Here is a 6,331-nt window from a genome sequence, read left to right as displayed (position 1 = left end):
CGAGAAGGCCCCCACCATGGCCGACTGGCGGGCCAGCAGTTCCGCGCCGTCGGCCACCAGGTCGCTGAGGCGCAGAAAGGCGCGCAGTACGTCGGCATCGGGCACGATGAGCCTGCGGAAATCGGGCGGGCCGGCATCGCGCCCGCCCAGTTCCACGGCCACGCGGTGCAGCCAGTGCGGGGCGGCGTAGAACATGCGGTAGGTGGCGGGCACACCGCGTTCCGGCTCGCCGCTGTGCACCTCGCCGGGGTTGAACAGGCAGACCTGCCCGCCCACCACCACGGAGTTGCGCCGGGAACGGCCATGGCAGTAGTTGGCCCCTTCCTCCATCAGGCCCACGGCGTACTGGTCGTGGGAGTGTTTGGGGAAGGTGTGCGCGCTGCGGAGCACCCGGTTGGTTTCCAGGCCGTCCAGATCGTCGCTGCGCCAGTAGCGCACGTTTTCGAGGGGCTGTCGCATGCCGGGGTCCGTGGTCGTGCGGGGCGTTGGGGTGTGTGCGGGGGGGGGCTGACCGTGCAGCCGGGGAAAGGGAGAACCGTGCCTGTAGGTGGAGTCTGCCGGGTTTCGCCAGTGGGGTATTGCAGGAAATTGCGGTTGGGGTGGGTGGGGTAGGGGCGGTTGTTGGCCTTGCCTAGCGCGGACACGCTGCCTGCAAAATCCGTCTGTTGCCGCCGGACGGCGTTGCCACGAAGTTTTTCTGCTCACGTACATGAGTACAGCGTTGCTTTCGCCATCCGTAAGAATCGCGCGTTGCGCTCGCCCAACGGCTGCCGATCTGCGCGAAAAAACTTCGCGGCGCCTTGTCCGGCGACAAAACTCGTAATTTCTTGCATCGCGTCCGCACCAGCCCCCCCCGCGCGAAAAGACCGGCTCGGGATATAAGGAAAAAAGGCAATCATGCGGAACCTTCGGAAACAGGCGCTGAGTTGCGCTAGGGAACGGGAACTTCCCAACAGTGTACCCGCATCTCTGCAGTGTCTTCGCGCTGACGAAAGCCTGCCTCGCCTCTTCGCCCCCCTTACCGGTACGCCTTCTCGAAAATCGCGATCACCGCATCCTCGCGCAGGTCCACCGGGGTGACGGCGAACAGTCCGCCCATGGTTTCGCGCGCATTGCGGGCCAGGGCGGGTATCTCCTCGCGGGTCACCCCGTAGTCGGACATCTTCAGGCCATCCAGCCCCACGGCGGCGATGAGCTTGCGCAGCGCCGTGACAAGGGCCAGCCCCTGCTCGCGCAGTTCCATGCCCTCGATGTCCTCGCCCATGGTCACGGCAAGGTCGGCGCAGCGCTTGGGCTGGAAGCGGGCCATCACCTCGAAGTAGGGCAGGGACAGCATCACCAGCCCCGCGCCGTGCGGCAGGGCCGGGTGGTGGGCCGACAGGGCGTGCTCCAGCGAGTGGTGCGAGATGCACGACGACAGCGACTCGCACAGCCCCGCCGCCGTGGACGCCCACGCCAGCATGGTGCGCACCTGCACCGAGTTGCCGTCCTTCACCGCCTGCGGGAGGAACTGGGAAATCAGGCTGACCGCCTCCAGCGCCAGCAGGTCGCTGGAGGGCTGGCGCGCCGTGGAAAGGTACGCCTCCGCCGCGTGGAAGAAGGCGTCCATGCCGGTCATGGCGGTCACCGCCGGGGGCACGCTGACCATCAGCATGGGGTCCACGATGGACAGCGCCGGGTAGGTGGAATCATCGCCCCAGCCGATCTTTTCGTTGGTGTCCTCGCGGGTGATCACCGTCCACGGGTCGGCCTCGGTGCCGGTGCCCGCCGTGGTGGGAATGGCCACCACCGGCAGGGCCGGGCGTTCCGGCCGCTTGCGCCCGCCGGTGCCGCTCTGGATGTAGTCCCAGTACGAGCCGGGGTTGGCGGCGGCAAGGGCGATGGATTTGGCGGAATCGATGGTGCTGCCCCCGCCAAGGCCCAGCACGAAGTCGCAGCCTTCGGCGCGGGCCAGCGCCGCGCCCTCGTCCACGTGGATCAGCACGGGGTTGGGCTGGATCTTGTCGAAGACCACCGTGGCGCAGCCGTTCTGCGCCAGCAGGGCCAGCACCTTGTCCAGATGCCCGGTGCGCCGCATGGAGCCGCCCGCGCTGATCACCACCAGCGCCTTGCGGCCCGGCAGGCGGGTGCGGCCAAGCTCGGCCAGCCTGCCCGCGCCGAAGATGATGCGGGTGGGCATGTGGAAGGTGAAGTCGAGCATGGCGATCTCCTTGGGCTGTGCGCGGTGGCGCGGTGGGGGGGGCGGCCTGATTCCGGCAAGACGTCAGCCGGATGTCAGCAAGACTCCAGGCAGGCTCCTGCAGGCTCCGGCGGACGCCGGGGTGCCGGGCGACCGTGGGCGGGTGACCGGTCTGGCGTCCGGGTGCAGGCAAGGCAGGCCGAGGGGAAAAACGTCCGCGCGCCGGTCCGGAACGGTTCCGCAAGCCTCCTTTCGGGGCGCGGTGACCGGCGCGCGGGATGGATGTGTCGTCGCTGCGTCCGGCTACTTTTCCAGAAACGCCGTGTACGCAAGGCGCGTGGCGTACAGGTCGGCCACGCTGGCAAGTTCGAACGGGCTGTGCATGGACAGCACCGCCGGGCCGAAGTCGATGATGTCCATGCCGTAGGCGGCCAGGTACATGGCCACGGTGCCGCCGCCCCCGCCGTCCACGCGGCCAAGTTCCGCCATCTGCCACGGAATCTTGCGACCGTTCAGCACGCCGCGCAGCCAGCCCACGTATTCCGGGTGGGCGTCGTTTGCCTCGTACTTGCCCCGGTGGCCGGTGAATTTGCAGAAGCACGGGCCGTGGCCGATGACGGCGGCGTTGAGCTTTTCGTGCAGTTCCTGCCAGTCGGGGTCGATGGCGGCGTGCACGTCGGCGGACAGGGCGCGGGTGGTCAGCATCACGTCGCTGAAGCGGGCGGCGGGCTGCCACGCGGCGATGAGGTCTTCGATGCAGTATTCGAAGAAGCGCGACTTGGCCCCGGTGGAGCCTTCCGAGCCGATCTCCTCCTTGTCCCAGAATAGCACGCACTGCGGCTGTTGCGGATTTTCCGCCGCCAGCAGGGCTTCCAGCGCGGCGAACACGCAGATGCGGTCGTCCTGCCCGTAGCCGCCGACGAGGGAGCCGTCGAGGCCCACGTAGCGGGCGGGACCGGCGGGCACGGCCTGCAATTCCGCGGAGTACAGGTCTTCCTCGCGGATGGCGTACTTTTCGTGCAGCAGGGACAGCATGCGCGCCTTGATCGGATCCTTGGGGGCTTCCTTCTTGGCGGTGCTGTCGGAGGAGGTGGCGTTGCCGTTGGCGGCTACGGGCGCGGCGGCCGCATCGGCAGGGGCGGCGGCATCACCGGCGGTTTCTTCGGTCACCGGCTTCGGCATGGGGCGGTGCCCCAGCACGATGTTCAGCTTCTCGCCCTCGAAAGCGTCGGCGATGGTCTGCCCGGCCTGCTTCTGGGCCAGATGGGGCAGCAGATCGGCGATGGTGAACACTGGTTCCGCCGGGTCTTCGCCCAGGGTGATGCGCACCGATTCGCCGTTTTCCTTCACCACCACGCCGTGCAGGGCCAGCGGACGGGCCAGCCACTGGTACTTGCGGATGCCGCCGTAATAGTGGGTCTTGGCCTGGCCGATGCCCGCCTGTTCCTGCAGCGGGCGCTGCTTCAGGTCCAGGCGGGGGGTGTCCGCGTGCGCGCCGATGAGCCGCAGCCCCTGCGAAAGCGGGGCGCGGCCCTTGTGGGCGATGAATACGGTCTTGCCCTTGAACACCCGGTAGACCTTGTCGTGGGCGAAGTTTTCGGTGTAGCCCGCCGCGCGCAGCCGCGTGACCACGTAGTCCACGGTTTCGCGCTCGGTCTTGCAGCGGGACAGGAAGTCCACGTAGCGGTCGGCCAGTTCGCGCATGGCGGCCTGATGTTCGTCGCTGGCGTAGGCTTCCCAGCAACTGGTGGTTTCGAAGTCGAGTTTGTCCATGGGAAATCCTTTCGGGGAAATGCCCGTATGTGCTGCGGCGCGGGGCCGCGAAGGTTTCGCGGGTTGGGCGGCGTTGGGCAACGCCGCGAAGGACTAGGTAATATCTCTTGCGGCGGGGGGCAACCATGGGATGTCCTGTCGGCAGGGGGATGGCCCGTAGGCAGGACGAAGGGGGAGATGCGAGTGCGGTGCCGTACGCGGAAAGCCGGAAGGACGGGGATGTTTTGCGTTGTAAAGAAAAGTGGACTATCTTGATGTGCCCCCCATACCATCAGCAGCCGAGCATACCGTGAACGATCCCAAATACATGGCCTTGCTGCATCATCTGGCGTCGCTCAAGGAATCGGGCGCGCTGCTCGAACTGGACGATCCCTACCCCGTGCGGCCCGTCAGCAGATGGGGACACGGAAAACCGCTGCATCAGGGGCTGGTGAACCTATTCGACGCCCGCGGGGCGGACTATGCCCCGGTGCTGGAGGCCATCGCCCGGCACGAACCTGCATTCAGGGCCATCCCCGCCGAGGCTCCGACGGACCCCGTCAGTCCGTACTGGAACAACGGCTGGCTGCCACCGCTGGACGGCATGAGCATCTATACGCTGGTGGCGGAACGTCGTCCCGCGCGGTTCATCGAGGTGGGGTCCGGCAATTCCACCAAATTCGCGGCCCGGGCCATCCGCGACCATGGGACGTCCACGCGCATCGTGTCCATCGACCCCAGCCCCCGCGCGGAAATCGACGGACTGTGCGAAACCGTCATCCGCTGTCCGCTCGAAGACATGGACCCCGCGTTCTTCGCCACCGTCACCGCCGACGACCTCGTCTTCGTGGATTGCAGCCACAGGGCCTTGCAGAATTCCGACGTGACGGCCTTTTTTCTGGACATACTGCCCGTGCTTCCGGCGGGTTGCGTATTCGGGGTGCACGACATCTGCCTGCCCTCCGACTACCCGCCAGGGTGGGAAAAGCGCTACTACAGCGAGCAGTACATGCTGGCCACCCTGCTGCTGTACGGGGCGCAGGGGTTCGACATCCTGCTGCCGAGCTACCATGTTTCGCTGAAGCCCGAACTGCGCCAGCCGCTGCAATCCGTGGAGTCCTTCCTGCAAGGGGTGGGCGCCGGGTGCTTCGGCAGCATCTGCTGGCTGCGCAAGCGCTAGCGGGTGCTGCCTGCGAGGTGACACCGCAGGACATGTCCCGACGACAAAACCGCCCGTTGAGGGCGGTTTTGTCGTTGTTTCGCAGGAAGGGCGGACGTGTGGTGCTACACCTCTGCCCCTTCTTCCCGCCGCGAGCGCAGCAGCCCCTCGAAATATTCCACGGTCTTCCGCAGCCCCTCTTCCATGCTCACCTTGGGCTCCCAGCCCAGCTTCTCGCGCGCCTGCGCAATGTCGGGGCGGCGGCGGCGCGGGTCGTCCTGCGGCAGCGGGCGAAAGTCGATGGTCGAGCGCGAGTTGACGAACTCGATGATGATCTCGGCCAGGTTCAGGATGGTGCGTTCCTCGGGGTTGCCGAGGTTCACCGGCAGGTGCGCGTCGTCCGGGGCGTGCATCAGCGCGGTCAGGCCGTCCACCATGTCGTCCACGTAGCAGAACGAGCGGGTCTGGCTGCCGTCGCCGTAGATGGTGATGGGCTTGTCCTGCAGGGCCTGCAGGATGAAATTGCTGACCACCCGGCCATCGTTGGGGTGCATGCGCGGGCCGAACGTATTGAAGATACGCGCGATGCGGATGGGCACCCCGTGCTGGCGGTGGTAGTCGGTGAACAGGGTTTCGGCGCAGCGTTTGCCCTCGTCGTAGCACGAGCGCGGGCCGATGGGATTCACCCGGCCCCAGTAGTCTTCAGTCTGGGGGTGGGTTTCCGGGTCGCCGTAGACCTCGCTGGTGGAGGCCTGGAGGATGCGCGCCTTTACCCGCTTGGCCAGCCCCAGCATGTTGATGGAGCCGTGCACGCAGGTCTTGGTCGTCTGCACCGGGTCGAACTGGTAGTGGATGGGCGACGCCGGGCAGGCCAGATTGTAGATTTCATCAACTTCCACGTAGAGCGGAAAGGTGATGTCGTGGCGCAGCAGTTCGAAGCGCGGGTGGTCCTGCATTTCCTGCACGTGGTCGCGCGAGCCGGTGAAGAAGTTGTCCACGCACAGCACCTCCGCCCCCCGGTCCAGCAGGCGGCGGCACAGGTGCGAGCCGATGAACCCCGCGCCCCCGGTGACCAGGATGCGCTTGCGGGCCAGTTCCTTGAATTCGCCTTGCTGCATGGGGTCTCCTGTGCCGTCGGGCTGAGAGGGCGGGGTGAGGACGCCGGAAGACGGGCGGTGCGGGAATGCGCTAGCCGCGCCGGGCGCGCGGCGCACGCTTGCCGGGCCGGGCCGCATCCTGTG

The 6,331-nt window shown here is 67.0% G+C and carries 5 protein-coding genes; 1 reads left to right on the top strand and 4 read right to left on the bottom strand.

The window, feature by feature from the left end:
* The 3 genes from FVW27_RS05485 to FVW27_RS05475 all read right to left on the bottom strand — a co-directional run.
* On the bottom strand, positions 1–459 hold a 459-nt coding region (locus FVW27_RS05485), incomplete at its 3' end, for an AraC family ligand binding domain-containing protein (RefSeq protein ID WP_208294648.1).
* A 559-nt stretch (positions 460–1,018) separates the two neighbouring features.
* On the bottom strand, positions 1,019–2,200 hold the full coding sequence (locus FVW27_RS05480; RefSeq protein ID WP_167123420.1) for an iron-containing alcohol dehydrogenase: 1,182 nt from the start codon (positions 2,198–2,200) through the stop codon (positions 1,019–1,021).
* Between the two features lie 282 nt (positions 2,201–2,482).
* Positions 2,483–3,952: an aminopeptidase gene (locus FVW27_RS05475; RefSeq protein WP_167123418.1), complete on the bottom strand. Its 1,470-nt coding sequence runs from the start codon at positions 3,950–3,952 to the stop codon at positions 2,483–2,485.
* A gap of 289 nt (positions 3,953–4,241) precedes the next feature.
* Between FVW27_RS05475 and FVW27_RS05470 the strand changes: the two genes are divergently transcribed.
* Positions 4,242–5,111 carry a class I SAM-dependent methyltransferase gene (locus FVW27_RS05470; RefSeq protein ID WP_167123416.1) on the top strand — a complete coding sequence of 290 codons (870 nt, stop codon included), beginning with the start codon at positions 4,242–4,244 and terminating at the stop codon, positions 5,109–5,111.
* Between the two features lie 104 nt (positions 5,112–5,215).
* Here FVW27_RS05470 and FVW27_RS05465 read toward each other — a convergent pair whose 3' ends face one another.
* Positions 5,216–6,208: a UDP-glucuronic acid decarboxylase family protein gene (locus FVW27_RS05465; RefSeq protein WP_167123414.1), complete on the bottom strand. Its 993-nt coding sequence runs from the start codon at positions 6,206–6,208 to the stop codon at positions 5,216–5,218.
* Positions 6,209–6,331 lie beyond the last annotated feature (123 nt).

The organism is Nitratidesulfovibrio liaohensis, assembly GCF_011682075.1.
GTDB classification, from domain to species: domain Bacteria; phylum Desulfobacterota; class Desulfovibrionia; order Desulfovibrionales; family Desulfovibrionaceae; genus Cupidesulfovibrio; species Cupidesulfovibrio liaohensis.
The sequence above is the reverse complement of the archived record's forward strand: the minus strand, read 5'-3'. Positions and strand labels throughout refer to the sequence as shown.